The following is a 15,301-nucleotide window of genomic DNA, read 5'->3' as shown; positions in this document are numbered from 1 at the left end:
GCCGTGGAAATCCCACTGGCGGGATCTAGGCTTCGGGTGGCGAGTTAGTGCACAGCTTCACGATACCACATACTTGTGCCTTTCTTCCCCCCTAGGCCCCTTCCAAGGCCTCCCGGAACCAAGCCACAAGATCCTCGGGATCCTCCAGCCCCACGGAAACCCGCACCAGCCCCGGGGTAACCCCCGCCTGAAGCCTCCCCTCCTCCGAAAGGCGGCTATGGGTGGTGGTCCAGGGATGCACCAGCAGGGTACGGGCATCCCCCAGGTTGGCGGCCTTGGGCAAGGGAATGGCCTTAAGGAAGCGGCTTGCCGCCTCCTCGCTTCCCAGGTCCAGGGTGAGCATGGGCCCGCCTGAGGCCAGGTACTTCCGGGCCATGGGGTAGGCCGGATCCTCGGGCAGGCCGGGGTAGCGAAGGGACTGGATCTTGGGATGGTCCACCAGGGCCTGGGCCAGGCGCAGGGCGGTTTCGCTCATGCGCCTAACCCTTAAGGCCACCGTTTCCAAGCCCTGGAACAGGAGGTAGGCGTTGAAGGGGGAAAGGGCCATACCCATAAGGGATAGCCCCAGGGTACGCACCCGCTCCGGATAACACCGAGGTCCCAAGGCTTCCCAGGGAACCTGGCCCCTGGCATCCTTCTCCAGGAACTGGGGATAGTTTTGCCAGATGCGGCTTTCCCTCACCACCACCGCCCCTCCCAGCACGGAACCGTGGCCGCTTGCCCATTTGGTGAGGCTTTCCACCACCACGTGGGCCCCCCACCTTAAGGGTTTGGCCAAGGCCCCAGCGGCCCCGAAGGTGTTGTCCACCACCAAGGCGATCCCCTTCTCCTCGGCCAAGGAGGCCAGGCCCTCGAGGTCCGGCACCACCAGGGCAGGGTTAGCCATGGTCTCCACGAAGATGGCCCGGGTCCTCTCCGTGAGGGCTTCCCGTACCCGGTCGGGCTCGGGCTCCACATAGCGCACCCTTATGCCCATGGGAGCCAGGACCTGCTGGAAAAGACCGATGGTCTGGCCGAAAAGCCCCTTGGCCGCCACCACCTCATCCCCCGGGCGCAGGAGGGAAAAAAGGGCGGCAAAGGTGGCCGCCTGGCCCGAGGCGAAGACCAAGGCCTCCATGCCCCCTTCCAGGGCCTTTAACCGCTCCTCCAGGGCCTTGCCGGTGGGGTCCTTCTGCCGGGCGTAGACGTAGCCCTCCCCACTGGCAAAGCGCTCTGCTCCTTCCTCCAGGGTCTTAAAGCCGTAGGCGGCCACCGCGTAGATGGGAAGACCCACCGCCCCGTGGGGGTCCTCCTCCGGAAGGCCTGAAAGCACAGCCAGGGTTTCGTACTTCATGCCCCTTAGTGTACCCCGCCCACAAGGGAAGGGACACCCTCAACTAGGCCCCGCCCTTTTCCAAAACCCGCTCGGCAAGGCGCTCCCCTGCTTCCAGGAGGGGGTGGAAAACCACGTCCACCCCCGCCCCCTTAAGGGGAGCGTCCTCCTCCTTGGCATAGCTCACCGCCCCCACCACGCCCCCAAACCCCTTGGCCCGCAAAGCCCGGGCGGCCCTAAGGCGGGCCTCGAGGTCCGGAAGCGCCAGAATCACCCCCTTTACCCCATTTAGCTCCAACCCCTCCCAAAGGGCTGGGTCCTCGGCATCCCCATAGAGCACCCGCCGGCCCTTGGCGGTGTGGTATTCCACCTTGGCGGGGTCGCTATCCAAGCCCAAGACTTTTTCCCCCTTCTCCTCCAAAAAGCGATAGGCCGCTGTCCCCGTCCGCCCCATGCCCACCACCAGCCACCTCGCCCCCAAGGCTCCCCGGGGCTCCTCGTCGGGGTGCAAGCCAGGCTTCTCCCACCTTTTAAGCCAAGACTTCCACCTTTCGTAAAGGAAGTGAGCCCTCTGGAGTAAAGGAGCTCCCAAAAGGAACGAGCCCCCCACGGCTAGGGCTACCGCCCCTACCCCCTGGGGCGTCATCTGCCCTAGCCCTTGGAGTACTCCCGCCACCACCAGGCCAAAATCCGAGTAGGTTCCCAACCCCACCCCCACCAAAAAGGCGCTACGGGCCCTGAACCCCTGCCGGACCAGGGGAAGGAAGAGAAAAACCGGCTTCAAGAGTAGAAGGAGCAGGAGAACCAACCCCGCAAGAACGCCGTCGGGGCCCACGGCCATTCCCGCCCAAATAAAAAAGGCCACCAAAAATATCTCCCTCAAGGCCCAAAGCCTTTCCGCCACCTCTCCCACCCCCGGGTAGCGGGACAACCCCAAGCCCATGAAAAGAGCCCCCAGGGCCTCTGGGGCCTGAAGAAACCGGGCCAGCTCCGCCCCCAAAAGGGCCAGCCCCACGCCCAAAAGGAGTTTGAGTTCCGCACTTTGTGCCAGGTGAAACAAGCGGGCCAGTAGCGGTCGCAACAAAGGAAGGGCCAAGACAGAGAAACCCAAAGGCCCGACCCCTTGGAACCCCACCAGGATAAGCAGGACTAGGGATACCACGTCCAGGAAGACCGAGATCCCCAAAGCCAGCTGCCCGTGCAAGGCGGCAAGCTCCCCCTTGTCCTGAAGCACCCGGGCTAGGAGCACGGTGCTGGGGTTGATAAGGGCCACAGCCAATACCAAGAGGGCCAAGGGGTTTTGCGCCAGCCCCAAGACGTAAAGGGCGGCCATGAAAACCGGAAGCAAAAGGAGCTGAAAAACGCCGGTAGCCCAAATCTCCCTGCGCACCAGGCGGTCTAGGCGCACGCCCAGGCCCACGGTGAAGAGCAAAAGGTAGACTCCCAGCTCCGCGAAGAAGCCTAAAAGCGGATCCCCGGCGAAGCCCACAAGCTTCAAAGCCGCCCCAATGCCCAGGTAACCCAAGAAGGCGGGCAGGCCTAGGCGCGCTACCAGCACACCAGCCAGATAGGCAAGAAGAATAATGCTTCCCATGGGGGCTACCTGTAAGGTTCAAACCCGTGCAGGCTTTAAGTCCCTAGTCCGCCCGGCCCTCAGCGCACCAAAAGCACAGGGCAGGGAGCTTCCGCCACCACCTTCTGGCTTTGGCTCCCCAGGAAGAGACTACCGATGGCCCCAAGGCCCCGGGTACCCATGACGATGAGGTCGGCCTTCTCCCCTATGGCCGCTTCCAGAATGGCCTCCGCTGGGCGCCCCTCGAGGAGAAGGGCGTCCTCCTTGGGAACCCCGGTGAGGGCCCGGGCCTCCTCGAGGACACTTTCCGCCAGCTCCAGGCGCCGCTTTAGCAAGGGCTCCCCCAGGTAGTCGGGGACAGGCTCATAGACATGAACCACCACCAGCCTGGCCCCATGGGCCTCGGCTTCCATCTTGGCTATCCTTGCCGCCCGCTTGGCATGGTCCGAACCGTCATAAGCCAGGAGGATGGTCTTGAACATGGCCTCAGCTTATCAGGCCTGGGCCCGTTTTTCCGAAGGAATTTCCACCTTACGTCCGCAACGGCAGGTATCCCCCTCGATCCGGAAAAGGGTGCCGTCCGCCTTGGGATACAGCCAAAGGGTGCCGCAGTCGGGGCAGCGCACCTCCGCCACCAGGGAGCGGATCTCCTCCGGGGAGAAGCGGTACACTTCCCCGCACCAGTGGCAGACCACCTCCGCTCCCCCGTCCTTCACGATCATGTCCTCCCGTTCCTCCGGGGTGAAGAAGACCAGGGCCTCGAGGGCCTTCTCCCGGTTGCAACGGCAGCGGAAGCGGGCGGGGATCTCGTTTAAAGGGTAGCCCAGGGCCTTGAGATCCGTCCATTCAAAACCCAAGCCAGCAAGAAGCCTCTCCACAGCGGCCTCCAAACCCTCCCGCAAGAGGGGCGTGATGCCGCTCAAACCCGCCAGGTTGGCCTCGAGGCGGGAAAGAACCTCCTCGGGAGTATCCGGCATCACCTGGATGGCCACACCCCCCGCCACCTCCACCTCCCCTTCCCCCTTGACCCGCACCCCTAAGAGGACGGCGGAGGGAATCTGCTCCGACTGCCAAAGGTAGTGGGCGAGGTCCTCGGCAATCTCCCCGGAAACCAGGGGCACCGTGCTGGTGTAAACCTCCCCATTCGGAAGGCTCCGGTCCACCCGCAACACCCCGGCCCCGAGGAGCTCCCCCACGTTGAGCTTCCCATCCTCCCGCAAGGGCACCTCCGCCCTCGGGTTTCGCACGTACCCCCGGACGTTTCCAGCCGCATCCGCCTCGGCCACGAGCCCGCCCAAGGGCCCCGTGCCCTCGATGCGCAGGGTTATCCGCTCCTTGGGCGTCTTTAGGAGGAGCTGCGCCAGCAGCAAGGCCCCGGTCATGGCCCGGCCTAAAGCGGCGGTGGCCGTGGGGGAAAGCCCGTGGCGGCGCCGGGCTTCCTCCACCACATCCCCTGTGTCTGCGGCCACCACCCTAAGCTGGCCACCCCCTGCCAAACCCCTCAGGATCCTGCCCATACCCCGCCATTATGCCATGGGCCTATAATCCCCCATATGGGTCTGCGCATCTACGACACCTTGCAAAGGAGCAAAGTGGATTTCACCCCCGCCACCCCGGGGCACGTGGGGATCTATGTCTGCGGCCCCACCGTATACTCCGACCCCCACCTGGGCCATGCCCGGGGACCCATTGTTTACGACGTGCTCCGCCGCTACCTGCTCCACCAAGGCTACCGGGTGCGCTTCGTCTCCAACATCACCGACGTGGGCCACCTTACCGACGACGCCGACCAGGGGGAGGATAAGATTGAGCGCCGGGCCAAGCTGGAAAGGCTCGAACCCATGGAGGTGGCGGAGAAGTACACCTGGAGCTACTTTGACGCCATCACCGCCCTAAACGTGCTCCGACCTTCCATCGCCCCTAGGGCCAGCGGTCATATCCCGGAGCAGATCGAGCTCACGGAAAGGCTCTTAAAGCTGGGTTTCGCCTACGAGCGAAAGGGTAGCGTCTACTTCCGGGTGCGGGCCTTTCCTGGGTACGGAAAGCTTTCGGGAAAACGCCTGGAGGAGCTTAGAGCCGGGGCCAGGGTGGAGGTGCGGGAGGAGAAGGAGGACCCCCTAGACTTCGCCCTTTGGAAAGCCGCCGAGCCCGGCCACATCATGCGCTGGAAAAGCCCCTGGGGGGAGGGGTACCCGGGCTGGCACATCGAGTGCACCGCTATGAGCCTCAAGTACCTGGGAGAAGGGTTTGACATCCACGCCGGGGGCATAGACCTCCAGTTTCCCCACCACGAGTGCGAGATCGCCCAGGCAGAGGCCGCGGGCTACCGCTTCGCCCGCCACTGGATGCACCACAACCATGTGCTTCTGGAAGGGGAAAAGATGGCCAAGAGCACGGGGAACCTGGTCCTCCTCCACGACCTCCTTAAGGCCCACGAGCCCATGGCCCTGCGCTTTTACCTCCTCCAAACCCACTACCGAAGCCCCATGGACTTCACCTGGGAGGGCCTCGAGGCAGCCAAGCGAGGCTATGCCCGCCTCCTCCAGGCCTACCGCGAGGTGCGAACCCGCCTGAATGCGGCTTACCCTGGCACCACCCCGGAGCTGGAAAGGGCCTTGGATGCCCTGGAAAAGGATTTCCTGGAGGCCATAGAGGACGACCTCAGCACCCCAGAGGCCCTGGCCGCCTTCTTCACCTTCCTCCCCGAGCTCAACAAGCTTCTCCCTGAGGCCAAGAGGGACACCCTAAGGCGAACCGCCCAGGTCTTCCACACTCTGGGGGAAGGCATCCTGGGCCTCTTCCCCGAAAGGGTGCTGGAGGAAAAGGTGTCCGGGCCCCTTTTGGAGGGGTTAGTCGCCCTTCTTCTGGAACTTAGGGAAGAAGCCCGGCGGGCCAAGGATTACGCCAAAAGCGACCTGATCCGGGAAAGGCTCAAATCCCTGGGCATCATCGTGGAGGACACCAAGGAAGGCCCCAAGTGGCGGATTGGCCTGGAGTAGCCTAACCAAAGCAGGTCCACGGGGTAGCGGAGGCAACCCAATAACAACCCCTGCCGGGGCCTGGCCCCGGCAGGGAAACGCCCAGGTTCAGTGGGGGATCGGGTAGCCCTCCGCCTCGAGGACCGCCCCCGCCACCTCCCGCCTCAAGGCCACCAGGTCCACGGGCTCATGCTTGGTGAGCCTCCGGGCTGCGGAGTACACCACCCGGGCCTCATCCCCTTCCACCAAGCGGGGCAGGACGGAAAGAGCCCAGGCCTGGGCCCGGTCCAGAGCTTGGAGCAGGTAGAGCCGGGCCATGGCAGGCGCAACCCCCCCAAGCCTCCTGGCCCTCAGGAGGGCGCTTTCGGCGGCGTAAGCATCGATCAGGATATCCGCCACCGCCCCAAGGACCTCCTGCTCCTCCTCCACCTTCTGCCCGTACTTCTGGGCCGCAAGGCCCGCCACCATGAGGGCGAGCTTCTTGAGCGCCGCCACCTGGTGGGCCTCGAGGTCCTCGGGCTCCTCAAAGCTCGGCTCCAGAAGCTCCTTCTGAAGCTTCATGGCCGCCTGGAAGAGGGGTAGCTGCCCCTTCAGGGCCCTTCTCAGGAGCATCCCGGGGATGAGGAGGCGGTTGATCTCGTTGGTGCCCTCAAAGATGCGGTTGATGCGAGCATCCCGGTAGGCCCTCTCGATGGGGTACTCCTGGGAGTAGCCGTAGCCCCCGTGGATCTGCACCCCTTCGTCCACCACGTAGTCCAGCACCTCGGAGCCCAGCACCTTGATGATGCTGGCCTCCACCGCATACTCCTCGATCCCCGCCATCACCGCTTCAGGCCCCTTCTTGCCCTGAAGGGCCTCGTCGATCAGGCCCACGGTGCGGTAGACGGCGCTTTCGGCGGCGTAGATGCGGCTCGCCATCTCCCCCAGCTTGTGCTGGATCAGGCCGAAGCTCCCGATGGGCCGGCCGAACTGGTGGCGCTCCTTGGCGTACTTGGCGGAAAGCTCCAGGGCCCGCTTGGCCCCGCCCACCGCCCCCGCCCCCAGCTTGTACCGGCCCACGTTGAGGACGTTGAAGGCGATCTTGTGCCCCTTGCCGATCTCCCCCAGGACGTTTTCCACGGGGACCTTCACATCCTCGAGGATCACCTGGCGGGTGCTGGAGGCCTTGATGCCCATCTTCTTCTCCTCGGGACCGAAGGAAAGCCCGGGAGTATCCCGCTCCACCAAGAAGGCGGTGAAGTGCTCCCCGTCCACCTTGGCGAAGACGGTGAAGAGGTTGGCAAAGCCCGCGTTGGAGATCCACTGCTTGACCCCGTTCAGGATGTAGTGCTTGCCGTCCGCCGAAAGGGTGGCCCGGGTCTTGGCCGCCAGGGCATCCGAGCCCGAGCCCGGCTCCGTGAGGCAGTAGGCGGCGATCCACTCCCCGCTGGCCAGCTTGGGAAGGTACTTGCGCTTCTGCTCCTCGGTGCCGAAGTAGACCAGGGGCAGGGTGCCGATGGAGGTGTGGGCCCCGTAGGTGACGGAAAACCCCCCGGTGCCCGCGAGCTCCTCAGCCACCACGGTGGAGACCACCTTAGGCAGGTCCAGCCCCCCGTACTCCTCGGGGATCTCAATGGCGAGAAGCCCGAGCTCCCCTGCCTTCCGCATGAGGGGCACGTTGAGCTCGAGCTCCCCGTGCTCCATCCGCTCCAAAAGGGGTAGCACCTCCCGTTCCGCGAAGGTGCGGGTGGTGCGGGCAATTTCCTTGACGCTCTCGTCAAAGTCCTCCGGGGTATAGATCGCTTCCGGGCTCTCCAGGATCCAGCCGCCGCCCTTCTGCCAAAGCTTTTTCTCCTCCGTCATGGCTCCCTCCTACGCTGGATACACCTCAAAAACCCCAGCGGCACCCATGCCGCCTCCAATGCACATGGTGACCAAACCATACCCTCCGCCCCGCTTGCCCAGCTCGGCGATGAGCTGGGCGGTGAGCTTGGCCCCCGTGGCCCCCAAAGGGTGTCCCAGGGCGATGGCCCCGCCGTTCACATTGGTCCTCTCCTCGGGCATTTCCAGGGTGCGCATCACCGCCAGTACCTGGGCGGCGAAGGCCTCGTTGAACTCGATGAGGCTGATCTGGTCCAGGCTCAGGCCTGCCCGCTTCAGGGCCTTGGGCACCGCCTTGATGGGGCCTATGCCCATGACATCCGGCTCCACCCCGGCCACGGCGAAGCTGATGAAGCGGGCCAAGGGTTTCAGGCCCAGGGCCTCCGCCTTCTCCCGGCTCATGACCACCACCGCCGCCGCCCCATCGGAGTAGGGGCTTGCGTTCCCCGCCGTCACGGTGCCGCCCTTTTTGAAAGCAGGCCGGAGCTTGGCCAAGGCCTCCAGGGAGGTCTCGGGCCTCACGGTCTCGTCCCGTTCAAACAGGGTTTCCTCCACCACCTTCTTGGTTCCCTGGTAGCGCACCTTGGGTACGCGGATGGGCACTACCTCGGTAAACCGACCCTCGGCCCAGGCCTGGGCCGCCCTCTGGTGGCTTCTCAGGGCCCAGCGGTCCTGGTCCTCCCGGCTGATGCCAAAGCGCTCCGCCACCCTCTCGGCGGTGAAGCCCATGCCGATATAGGTGGAGTACCCTTCCGGAGTCCACTCCGTGGGGGTGAGGTCGGGGTGGAGGCGGGTGTGGTAGCCCGACATGGGCACCTGGCTCATCATCTCCACCCCACCCGCCAGCACCGCATCCGCCATGCCGGTCATCACCGCCTGGGCAGCCATGGCGATGGTCTGGAGGCCGCTGGAGCAAAAGCGGTTGATGGTGGCTCCCGCCACTTCCACGGGAAAGCCCGCCCTTAAAAGGGCCAGGCGGGCGATGTTCAGCCCCTGGGCTGCCTCGGGCATGGCGCAACCCCAGAGGACATCCTCGAGCTCCTTCGGCTCCAGGCCCACCCGCTCCACCGCCTGCCGCATCACCTGGGCCGAGAGGTCCACGGGATGCAAGGTGGCCAAGGCTCCATCCTTCTTGCCCCGGGCCACGGGGCTCCGCACTGCGCTAACGATTACCGCTTCCCGCATGGTTCCACCTCTTTAGTTCCTAAGGGGCTTGCCCGTCTTCAAGGTGTAGGCGATCCGCTCCTGGGTCTTACGGGTGCCGAGGAGCTTCAAGAAGGCCTCGCGCTCCAGGTCCAGAAGGTCCCACTCGGAAACCTCCCGCACCGGGCCTTCCCCGCCGGAAAGGACGTAGGCGATCTCCAGGCCGATCCTCATGTCGTGATCCGTGATCTCCCCCGCCTCGCGGAAAGACCAGACAGCGTAGCGAAGGTTGCCCAAGGCCTCGCTTCCCAGGACCCGTATCCTCGGAGGCAGGGGCGGGCGGTAATCGGGGGCGAGTTCCAAAACCCGCCGCTTGGCGTCGGCGATGAGGAAGTCCCGGTTCATGCTGATCCGGTCCCGCTCCCTTAAGAAGCCCATCTTGCGGGCCTCGAGGGCACTGGTGGAGGTCTTGGCCAAGGCGATGAGGTTGAAGGCCCTCTTCACCCCCTCAAAGGGATCCGCCTCCTCGTAGGGCTCGAGCTCCTGAGTGAAGCGGAAAAGCATCTCCTTGGTGCCCCCCCCAGCGGGCAAAAGCCCCACGCCAGCCTCCACCAAGCCCATATAAAGCTCGGCGTGGGCCTGAACGCTATCGGCATGGAGGGCAAACTCCGCCCCACCTCCCAGGGTCAGGCCGAAGGGAGCCACCACCACCGGGAAGGGGCTATAGCGCAAGGACATGGAAGCCTTCTGGAACTGCCGCACCGCCAAGGCGAGCTCATCCCACTCGCCCTCCTGGGCCAAGGAGAGGATCAAGGCCAGGTTGGCCCCGGCGGAGAAGGCCCTTGGGTCCTCGTTGCCGATCACCAGGCCCAAGTACCCCTTTTCCTCCATGTACTCCAGGCTCTTCTGGAGCATGCGGATCACACCCTCCCCGATGGCGTTCATCTTGGTGCGGAACTCCAGAAGGGCCACCCCGTCCCCCAGGTCCAATAGCGCGGCCTCCTTGCCTTCCAGGAGGACCTTCCCCTCGGACTTAAGGGCCTTAAGGGAGACCACCCCTTCCCTCTTGGGCAGGGGATGGTAGGTGCCGTCAAAGCCCAGGTAGGTGCCGTTACGGTAAAAGCCCCCCTGGGCCTTCTTAAGAAGCTCGGGTTCCGAAAGGCCATGCTCAGCGAGAAGCTTCCTTAGGCCCTCGAGGCCCAGGGCATCCATGTTCTTAAAGGGCCCCTCCTCCCAGCCAAACCCCCACTCCAGGGCCTGGTCCACGGAAACCAGGTCGTAGGCGATCTCGGGAGCCTTCTCCAAGGTGTAGTGGGCGGTGCGGGCGAAAAGCTCCCTGAGGAAAGCCCCGTACTTGCCGGGAAGCTCCACCACCTTCGGAAGCCTTTCCGCCAGGGGCAGGTCCCGAAGGGCCTTAAGCTCCGGGAGGTCCACCTTGGCCCGGGGCACGTACTCCAGGGTGCGGTAATCCAGGGTGTAGATCTCCCCGTTTACCCGTTTGTAAAACCCCGCACCCGCCTTCTCCCCAAGCCGGCCTTCCGCCACCAGGCGCAGAACCCACTCCGGCAGGGCGAAGTCCTCCCCCGTGGCCTGGGAAAGCTCCTCCGTGACCAGCTTGAGCACATCCAACCCCGTGAGGTCGGCGGTGCGGAAGGTGGCGGAGTTGGGGCGGCCCAGTAGGGGCCCCGTGAGGGCATCCACCTCGTCGATGCTGAGGCCGTGCTTTTCCATAAGGCGCACCGCCTGCACCATGCCGTAAACCCCAAGCCGGTTGGCGATGAAGCCCGGGGAGTCCTTGGCCAGGACCGTGCCCTTGCCCAGGATGCGCTCGCCGAAGCGCCGGATTTCCCTTAAGACCTCTGGGTCGGTTTCAGGGGTGGGGATCAGCTCCAAGAGGTGCAGGTAGCGGGGCGGGTTGAAGAAGTGGGTGCCCAAAAAGCGGCGGCGAAAGGCCTCCGATCGGCCTTCCAAAAGCACCCGCATGGGGATTCCGCTGGTGTTGGAGCTGATGATGGCCGTGGGTTTTAGGATGGCCTCGAGTCGCTCGTAAAGGGCCCGCTTGGGCTCGGGCTTCTCGATGATGGCCTCCACCACCCAGTCGCAGTCCGCCAGCTTCCCCAGGTCGTCCTCAGTGTTGCCGATTTCCACATAGCGGGCCAGATCGGGGTCCATGAAGGCTGCGGGCTTGGCCTTCAAGGCCCTCTCCAGGCCCCTTTTGGCCAGCTCGTTCCGGTCTCTCTCGCCCGGGATGTCCAAAAGGACCACCGGGATCCCGGCGCTTACCACCAAAGCGGCAATCCCGCTCCCCATGGTTCCCGCGCCCACCACGCCTACCTTCTTGATCATGGCCACCTCCTTATACTGAGTCAAAGTTTACGGCAGCAAAGAGGGCTTGTCAAACCGGACGTTTGACACTCAAGCCTTCAACCCCCTCTAAAACAATCGGTTCCGCGTGGGTGCCAGGCTTAGCCTAAGCCTAAGCGGGGAACGAGTCCAGTACACCCTGACCCAGGCAGAACTGGTACTAAGGCTCAAGCTTTTCAACCTGATCCCAAACCCCTAGGCATCGGCAAACAAGTACAGGGCCTGGAGCAAAGCCTCGGGGTAGTCCCGGGGCTTTAAGCCCTTTTTCTCCAGGCGAAAGCCCGGGGGATACTGGGTAAGCTCGACCCGGAAGGGAAGTTGCCTCAAAGCCTTGGCGTCATAGTCCAGGGGCCAGCGGGGAAAGATGACCTGGAGGTGGGCAAGGTCCTCCGTGATGGAGACCACCCCCTTCCGCTCCGCCACCAGGCGGAGCCGGGCAAGGGCCAGGAAGTTTTCCGCCTCCTCGGGAAGGGGGCCATACCGGTCCTTGAGCTCCCTGGCGATGCGGGAAACCTCCGCCAGGCTCCGGGCCTCGGCCAGACGGCCGTAGTAGCGGCTACGGGCCTCGAGGCTCGGCACGTACTCCGCAGGAAGCCGGGCGGAAACTCCCAGGTCCAGGGTAACGTGCCTTCTCTCCTCCTTGGCCTCGCCCTTGAGCTTGCGAATGGCCTCCTCCAGAAGCTCGCTGTAGACCTCGAGGGATAGGGCCCGGATATGCCCGTGTTGCTCAGGGCCCAGGAGATTCCCCACGCCGCGGATTTCCATGTCCTTCTCCGCCAGGAGATGGCCGCTTCCCAGGTCGGAAAGATCAGCGATGGCGTTGAGGCGCTTTTCCGCCGCCTCGGTGAGCCGGGGAGGATGGAAGAGATAGGCGTAGGCCTCCTGCTCCCGCCGCCCCACCCGGCCCCGGAGCTGGTACAAGGTGGCGAGGCCCAGACGGTCAGCCCGCTCGATGAGGATGGTGTTGGCCTCGCCCACGTCCAGGCCCGACTCGATGATGGTGGTGGCCAGAAGGACATCGTAAGCTCCCTCGGCGAAGAGGAGCATGGTCTCCTCCACCAGGCCTTCGGGCATCTGGCCGTGGACCACCCCGATGCGGGCTTCGGGCACCAGGTTTTCCAGGTAGCGCCTCCTCGCCTCGATGGAGGCCACCCGGTCGTGCACATAAAACACCTTGCCTCCCCTTTCCAGCTCAAAAAGGATGGCCTCCCGAACCAGAAGGGGGTCAAAGGGAGCCAGGAAGGTGCGAATGGGCTTCCGGCCTGGCGGTGGGGTTTTGATGCTGGATAGGTCCTTCAGGCCCACCAGGGCGGAATAAAGGGTACGGGGGATGGGCGTGGCCGAGAGGTAAAGGGTATCCACTTCGGCCTTCAGCTCGCGGATCCGCTCCTTCTGCGCCACCCCGAAGCGGTGCTCCTCGTCCACAATCAAAAGCCCGAGATCCTTAAAACGCACGTCGGGCTGGAGAAGGCGGTGGGTGCCGATGACGATGTCCAGGGTGCCCTTTTCCAAGCCCTCCAGGATGGACTTCTCCTCCTTCTCGGGGGTAAAGCGGGAAAGCACCCCGATGCGCACGGGAAGCCCGGCAAACCGCTCCCGGAAGGTCTTGCCATGCTGCTCCGCCAAAAGGGTGGTGGGCACCAAAAAGGCCACCTGGGCCCCGTGCCCCACCACCCGGTGGGCAGCCCGGAGGGCAATCTCCGTCTTGCCAAAGCCCACGTCCCCGGAGATGAGCCGGTCCATGGGGAAAGGAGCCTCGAGGTCCCGCAGGACCTCCTCCAGGGCCTGTTTTTGGTCCGGGGTGAGCTCGTGGGGGAAGCCCCTCTCGATAAGGGGATCCCACTCCGGCAAGGGAGGAAAGGCCCGGCCCGGGGTAGCCTTCCGCTTGGCCTGAAGGATGAGAAGCCGTGCCGCCAGCTCCTCCACATCCTTCCTGGCCTTCTCCTTAAGCCGCTGCCACTCCCCTTTGCCCAGGGAAGAAAGTTCCGGAGGGTCATCTGTGGTGCCGGGATGGCGCCTGAGAAGGGGCAGCTGCTCCACCGGAAGGTAAAGCTTCCCCTCCCCCTTGTAGCGGAGGACCAGGTAGTCCCGCCTAACCCCCAGCACCTCCCGGGTTTCCAAGCCCAGGTACTGGCCCACGCCGTGGTCGGGGTGGATGAGGAAATCCCCAGGGGAGAGAGCCCCGGGGTCGGTAAGCCCCTCCCCCACCCGCAACCTGGCCCGCACCGCACCGGTGGCAAAGACCAAGGCCTCGGTGAGGAAAACCTCCTCCCCCACTCCGCCCCTCCCTCGAAGGCTCCCCTGAAAAGGGAAAGCTGGCCTCTGGGACCCGGAAACCGCTCGGGTACCTGGGGACGGAAGGGGGCAAGCCGCCTTTTCAGGTAGTCCAGGGTGCGCTCGTGGGCCACGAAGAGGCTAACCCGCCTCCCCTCCCCGAGCCAGCGGGCAAGGTCCTTTTCCAGGGATTTAAGGCTTCCCCTGTACGGGGGAAGGGGTCTCATCCCCAGGTCCAAGGGAGGAAGCTCCACCCCGCTCCCCAGGGCCACCACCTGACGCCCCCTTAAAAGGGACCAGACCTCCTTGGGGGCCAGGGCTGGGGTGTCCAGGTACACGGGGCCAGGAAAGTGGAGGAGTTTTCTGGAGGTAAAGGCTTCGGCCTTGCCCGGCTTGGGTAGAAGGATGTGCCGCTTGCGTTCCTCTCCCTCCACCAAAAGCCTCTCTAGCTCTTCCCCAAAGAACTCCAGCCGCACCCCGCCAAGCTCCAGCACCTCCCCCAGCACCCGGTAATCCTCATCCCGGGCGTACCCCATGCGCAGGAGGCGGTCCAGGAGCTCCCTTCGAGGATAGCTTCGGCCCACCTCCAAAACGAGCCGCCAGGCGGAGGGGTCCTCAGGAAAGGGAGCAAGGGCCTCCTCGTAACTCATCACGAAGAGGGCCCGCTCCTCCCAGGCCTCGAGGCCAGGGTTCACGTAAACCGGCACGCCAAAGGCTAGGAGGTCCCGGTAGCGCCTCAAGCGCTCCTCTGGGACCAGAAGGAGGGCCGGGGGCTTCTCCCGGGCAAAAATCAAGGCCGCCACCACCTGGGGCAGGGCCAGGCGGTGCCCGTAATACCGTTCCAGGGCGATCTCCATGGGCAAGAAGCATCCACCCCCTCTGACCCGGGAGCCGGAGGGGGCACCCTTGGCCTATTCTATCGAGTAAGCATGGATGGCTATGGCCCCAAGACCCACGTTGGCGGCGATGGTGGCTCCGCTTCGCGTGATGCGCCCCCTTTCCAGGCGCAAAGCGCCCTCCAAGCTCTTCTTTAAGCCTTCAATCCACTCGCTTTTGGCATCGGTGTGGGCAATGGTGATGCGGGCCGGTTTTCCTTGAAGCTCCTCGAGGACCAACCGGGCCAGGACCTCGGGCACCGCCCCTTCTCGGGCCACCTTCAGGAAGCGGATATGTCCCTTCTCAATGCGCAGGATGGGGCGAAGACCCAAAAGGTTCCCGATCACCTCCCCAAAGCGAGGCAGCCGCCCGTTTCGGGCCAGATGGGAAAGGTCGGCCACGCTGAAGTAAAGACTCGAGCGGCGAAGCCTCTCCATCTCTCGCACGATGGCCTCCTCCTCCGCTCCCTTCCTCAGCATCTCCACCGCCCTCAGCACCATGGCCCCAAGCCCAGCGGATACCATGCCCGAGTCCACCACCCGGATGCGGGTGGGAGCCACCTTCAAAGCTGCTTCCCGGGCCCTGTCCACGGTTTTGGAGAGCTCCCCGGAAACATGCAGGGAAAGAACGCGGTCATAAATCTGGAGGTAGCGCTCGTAAACCTCGGCAAAGTCCTCCACCCCTGGAGGCTCGGTCACGGGCTCGGCCCCTGCCCGTATGGCCTGATAGAGGGCATCCGGGGTAAGCTCCCGCCAGTCCTTGTACCTCCTGCCCCCCAGGTGGACGTAGATGGGCACCAGGCCCACCGCCTCCTCTTCTAGGAACCGCGGGGACAGGTCCGCTGCGGCATCCGTCACCAGACCCAGTTCCACGTACCCCATCTTATACCGGGTAAAAGAAGACCTCAGCTATAATGGCGAC

At 64.5% G+C, this 15,301-nt stretch carries 9 protein-coding genes and 1 pseudogene; 1 reads left to right on the top strand and 9 read right to left on the bottom strand.

Features of this window, described 5'->3' with window-relative positions; all coding sequences use genetic code 11:
* Window positions 1-91: 91 nt before the first annotated feature.
* Genes F604_RS0101980 through hslO form a run of 4 tightly spaced genes read right to left on the bottom strand, consistent with a single transcriptional unit; the run spans window position 92 to window position 4,402 of the window.
* Entirely contained in the window at window positions 92-1,333 is a 1,242-nt protein-coding gene (locus F604_RS0101980; RefSeq protein WP_019550206.1) for an O-acetylhomoserine aminocarboxypropyltransferase/cysteine synthase family protein, read from the bottom strand.
* A 43-nt stretch (window positions 1,334-1,376) separates the two neighbouring features.
* Complete coding sequence (locus F604_RS0101975; protein WP_019550205.1) at window positions 1,377-2,906, bottom strand: cation:proton antiporter family protein; 1,530 nt, start codon at window positions 2,904-2,906, stop codon at window positions 1,377-1,379.
* 59 nt (window positions 2,907-2,965) lie between these two features.
* Window positions 2,966-3,367: a universal stress protein gene (locus tag F604_RS0101970; protein WP_019550204.1), complete on the bottom strand. Its 402-nt coding sequence runs from the start codon at window positions 3,365-3,367 to the stop codon at window positions 2,966-2,968.
* A gap of 12 nt (window positions 3,368-3,379) precedes the next feature.
* The gene (gene hslO, locus F604_RS0101965; RefSeq protein ID WP_019550203.1) at window positions 3,380-4,402 is read right to left on the bottom strand and encodes an Hsp33 family molecular chaperone HslO; all 1,023 of its coding nucleotides are present in this window, start codon (window positions 4,400-4,402) and stop codon (window positions 3,380-3,382) included.
* Between the two features lie 36 nt (window positions 4,403-4,438).
* Here hslO and cysS point away from each other — a divergent pair, with 36 nt between their 5' ends.
* The gene (gene cysS / locus F604_RS0101960) at window positions 4,439-5,884 is read left to right on the top strand and encodes a cysteine--tRNA ligase (protein ID WP_019550202.1); all 1,446 of its coding nucleotides are present in this window, start codon (window positions 4,439-4,441) and stop codon (window positions 5,882-5,884) included.
* A gap of 87 nt (window positions 5,885-5,971) precedes the next feature.
* Here the strand turns inward: cysS and F604_RS0101955 are convergent, their stop codons facing one another.
* From F604_RS0101955 to F604_RS0101935, 5 genes and pseudogenes are all read right to left on the bottom strand, one after another.
* The gene (locus F604_RS0101955) at window positions 5,972-7,705 is read right to left on the bottom strand and encodes an acyl-CoA dehydrogenase family protein (RefSeq protein ID WP_019550201.1); all 1,734 of its coding nucleotides are present in this window, start codon (window positions 7,703-7,705) and stop codon (window positions 5,972-5,974) included.
* Between the two features lie 9 nt (window positions 7,706-7,714).
* Window positions 7,715-8,908, bottom strand: a complete 1,194-nt coding sequence (locus tag F604_RS0101950) for a thiolase family protein (RefSeq protein ID WP_019550200.1) — start codon at window positions 8,906-8,908, stop codon at window positions 7,715-7,717.
* Window positions 8,909-8,920: 12 nt separating this feature from the next.
* A complete protein-coding gene (locus tag F604_RS0101945) occupies window positions 8,921-11,212 on the bottom strand; it encodes a 3-hydroxyacyl-CoA dehydrogenase/enoyl-CoA hydratase family protein (RefSeq protein WP_019550199.1) in 2,292 nt (763 codons plus the stop codon).
* Window positions 11,213-11,425: 213 nt separating this feature from the next.
* A pseudogene (mfd, locus tag F604_RS11770) lies at window positions 11,426-14,361 on the bottom strand (transcription-repair coupling factor).
* A gap of 54 nt (window positions 14,362-14,415) precedes the next feature.
* Window positions 14,416-15,261, bottom strand: coding sequence for a DegV family protein (locus F604_RS0101935; protein ID WP_019550197.1), 846 nt, complete (start codon window positions 15,259-15,261; stop codon window positions 14,416-14,418).
* Window positions 15,262-15,301 lie beyond the last annotated feature (40 nt).

It is taken from the genome of Thermus scotoductus DSM 8553, from assembly GCF_000381045.1.
In the GTDB taxonomy this organism is placed as follows: domain Bacteria; phylum Deinococcota; class Deinococci; order Deinococcales; family Thermaceae; genus Thermus; species Thermus scotoductus.
Note: the sequence above shows the minus strand (reverse complement) of the source record. Positions and strands in the feature narration are given on the sequence as shown.

What these genes read in the sequence shown, in the direction of transcription:
- cysS (WP_019550202.1), top strand. Translation starts at nt 4,439, where the DNA reads ATGGGTCTGCGCATCTACGACACCTTGCAAAGGAGCAAAGTGGATTTC.
- F604_RS0101980 (WP_019550206.1), bottom strand. Translation starts at nt 1,333, where the DNA reads ATGAAGTACGAAACCCTGGCTGTGCTTTCAGGCCTTCCGGAGGAGGAC.
- F604_RS0101935 (WP_019550197.1), bottom strand. Translation starts at nt 15,261, where the DNA reads ATGGGGTACGTGGAACTGGGTCTGGTGACGGATGCCGCAGCGGACCTG.
- hslO (WP_019550203.1), bottom strand. Translation starts at nt 4,402, where the DNA reads ATGGGCAGGATCCTGAGGGGTTTGGCAGGGGGTGGCCAGCTTAGGGTG.
- F604_RS0101945 (WP_019550199.1), bottom strand. Translation starts at nt 11,212, where the DNA reads ATGATCAAGAAGGTAGGCGTGGTGGGCGCGGGAACCATGGGGAGCGGG.
- F604_RS0101970 (WP_019550204.1), bottom strand. Translation starts at nt 3,367, where the DNA reads ATGTTCAAGACCATCCTCCTGGCTTATGACGGTTCGGACCATGCCAAG.
- F604_RS0101975 (WP_019550205.1), bottom strand. Translation starts at nt 2,906, where the DNA reads ATGGGAAGCATTATTCTTCTTGCCTATCTGGCTGGTGTGCTGGTAGCG.
- F604_RS0101950 (WP_019550200.1), bottom strand. Translation starts at nt 8,908, where the DNA reads ATGCGGGAAGCGGTAATCGTTAGCGCAGTGCGGAGCCCCGTGGCCCGG.
- F604_RS0101955 (WP_019550201.1), bottom strand. Translation starts at nt 7,705, where the DNA reads ATGACGGAGGAGAAAAAGCTTTGGCAGAAGGGCGGCGGCTGGATCCTG.